The following is a 2,658-nucleotide window of genomic DNA, read 5'->3' on the forward strand; positions in this document are numbered from 1 at the left end:
GGGCAGCGATCGCAGACTTCACAGAAATACGAGGCGTGGTTTAACAATATACAGCCGGACACTCCACCGGAGTGCCACCGCTACTGGCTATACCAACGGGCAGTTGGAGGAGACGTGACACCAGGTTGTTGCGGTGTTGCGGGATCGAGAGAAGGGGATGGGTGGCGGTGGAGGGGAGGGAGGGGGGGGAAGGGAAAGAAGGGGGGGCAGGGGAAGAAGGGGAAGCAGGGGAAGAAGGGGAAGCAGGGGAGGTAAAACAATGAATAAAGAAGCAATCAAAGATCATAAAGATTTGGGAATTTACAAAATTGCCTTTGAAGCAGCAATGAAAATTTTTGAGCTATCAAAGAAGTTCCCTGTGGAGGAGAGATATTCGTTAACTGATCAAATTCGTAGATCCTCACGTTCTGTTTGTGCCAATTTAGCTGAAGCATGGAGAAAAAGGCGTTATGAAGCAGCTTTCATTGCTAAACTAAATGACTGTGAAGCTGAAGCCGCCGAAACACAGACTTGGATTGAATTTGCTGTCAAATGCAACTACATGAATGTAGAAGTAGGACGAGAAATTTATTCAAGCTACAACCAAGTTTTATCAGGTTTGGTGAATATGATTAATAATCCATCACCTTGGTTGCGAAATCACTAATCCCCCCCTGCATCCCCTGCTCCCCCTGCTCCCCCTGCTCCCCCTGCTGTCTTAGCATCAGCTGTTAAGCAGCTTTTATAATTCTCATGTTGAGAGCGGGCATCTTCCCGCTAGGTTTATACAAATTAAATGCACAACAGCTTCAACTTAGTACAGCAGAAAAATTTGTGTTGGCAAAATACAAGCAAAGAAATTTACCATTTCCGTTACAATATTCGATATCAAGCACAGATATCATGACTATCAAGAAAACCCCGCCCAGCGAGATGATCCGCGTGCCAAATGTACTAATTCCTGTAGTACGGCAACTATCAAAAATCCACCGCGAAGGACACACAACGGCGTTACTGGAAGCATTACAGGAAGTGATAGCACAGTTTGATAGCAGCGTAGATTTACCAGTTACCGAGTTACAGCAGGTAGAAAATAAACTAGAATCACTCTCTACTCACCTCTGTAAACAAGATGAACTGCTGTCCAGCAAATTGGAAACTTTAGCTAGGCACTTAGAAAAGATTGAGCGATCGCTTGCTTCTGGCAGATACAGTGGTGGTAACTCTAGACCCCGGCGTTCAGCGTATCCATACCAATATCAGCAACCAGTAGAAATCAATTCTTTTGCACCGGAGAATTTAGCCATGCGGTTAGGGGTGACACAACAGAGTTTAATGAATGAATGGGAAACCAAAAGCGAAAAGGAATTTATTAGCTGGTCTAGGAATCGTGACCCTAGCAGTTTAGGATGGAAATTTCAGATTAGTGATGGGTTGTTTTATCCAGTGAGGCAATAGTAAATAATATTAATTTAACTGGTATTTATGTTTTTTTAATCTACGGCTGACAGCTGAATACTTACGAATAATTATTGCTTGTCATTGGCAAGTCATTTGATATCATGCTTGCCAAAATTACAAAGATTAAGTTTACCAAAAATCATCTTCAACAGGGTCTGAACCAAACATAAAATCAAAATTACCTTCACCCCTGCTTTTCTTCAATGTTTCCATAATTTTTGTGGGGTTATCGTGGGGACCACTGACATAAAATGGTTTCCCGTTACGACCACATTCAATACGTATTGTTCCATCCCATTCTCCAATGTGCGCTCGTGATTTCTCAAAGTCTTTGTGTGGTTGAAATCCTAAGCTATCTGCATATTCACAAGCACTAAATATCATCCCTTGGGCAACTTCAAGGGGAATCTCTTGCGGTTTTCCGGGAAATAAATCAAATAATGCTGCTACAGCTTCTTTAAACTTTATTGTATCTACTGTACGTGGTGGCATGGCATCTTTAACACCCAAGCACCATATATCTAAAAGGTAACTACAAAAGGTGATTTTATTGTATCTAGATTCCCTGGCAATAACTACTAATCCTAAACCGCTATTAATATCATTTTTCTTTACGGGTATGATGTTTGTCAACAGATTTTTGATGCTGTTGTCTGCTGGGATTATTGATAACAATTGGACAAGATTCTCACTTGCTAAACACTGATATATAGGGTCTAATTCTCCTGAAGCTAATCTATCCGATATCGTTTGTTCTACTTGATTTTTAATCACTGCATTGACTTCTGATACTTTGATACCTAGTTTTCGAGCTATTTGTTTAGGAGTTAAATTCAATGCCCGTAAATTCAGGATTTCTTGTTGTTGTGTTGCTGTTATCATAAATTACTATCCTCTACAAAAAACCTATGTAAAAATATTAAACCTAAACTTGGGTACATAAACCGCTATTACCAAAAAAATAAACGCTTTTTGGGACTTATCTAGTTGTCGGTTGTCAGTTATCAATTTAATTGGAATTTATTTCTAAGCTGTTAAGCACCTAAATTTACTGCTTTGATACAAAAAATCCCCTTCTACACCAGGGGACTGGGGAGCAACGCGATTTTGTGAAGTCGGGTATTATTCGAGCGATCGCCAAGCCCAAAACAGGCAACGCTAAAATATTTTTCTGAAATTAATGTCAAATAAATTACATTTAATCAATAAAAAGGCATG

The 2,658-nt window shown here is 40.2% G+C and carries 3 protein-coding genes; 2 read left to right on the plus strand and 1 reads right to left on the minus strand.

The window, feature by feature from the left end:
- The first annotated feature begins 259 nt into the window (after positions 1–259).
- A complete protein-coding gene (locus FFR48_RS27060; RefSeq protein WP_137669487.1) occupies positions 260–646 on the plus strand; it encodes a four helix bundle protein in 387 nt (128 codons plus the stop codon).
- A gap of 236 nt (positions 647–882) precedes the next feature.
- Positions 883–1,437, plus strand: a complete 555-nt coding sequence (locus tag FFR48_RS27065; RefSeq protein WP_137669488.1) for a hypothetical protein — start codon at positions 883–885, stop codon at positions 1,435–1,437.
- A 132-nt stretch (positions 1,438–1,569) separates the two neighbouring features.
- Here the strand turns inward: FFR48_RS27065 and FFR48_RS27070 are convergent, their stop codons facing one another.
- Positions 1,570–2,322, minus strand: coding sequence for a helix-turn-helix transcriptional regulator (locus FFR48_RS27070; RefSeq protein ID WP_236104209.1), 753 nt, complete (start codon positions 2,320–2,322; stop codon positions 1,570–1,572).
- Positions 2,323–2,658: the final 336 nt, after the last annotated feature.

Origin of the sequence: Sphaerospermopsis reniformis (assembly GCF_005402885.1) — a bacterium.
Classification (GTDB): Bacteria; Cyanobacteriota; Cyanobacteriia; order Cyanobacteriales; family Nostocaceae; genus Sphaerospermopsis; species Sphaerospermopsis kisseleviana.

Excerpts from the sequence above, each read along its gene's own strand:
- FFR48_RS27060 (WP_137669487.1), top strand. The coding sequence starts at position 260 with ATGAATAAAGAAGCAATCAAAGATCATAAAGATTTGGGAATTTACAAA.
- FFR48_RS27065 (WP_137669488.1), top strand. The coding sequence starts at position 883 with ATGACTATCAAGAAAACCCCGCCCAGCGAGATGATCCGCGTGCCAAAT.
- FFR48_RS27070 (WP_236104209.1), bottom strand. The coding sequence starts at position 2,322 with ATGATAACAGCAACACAACAACAAGAAATCCTGAATTTACGGGCATTG.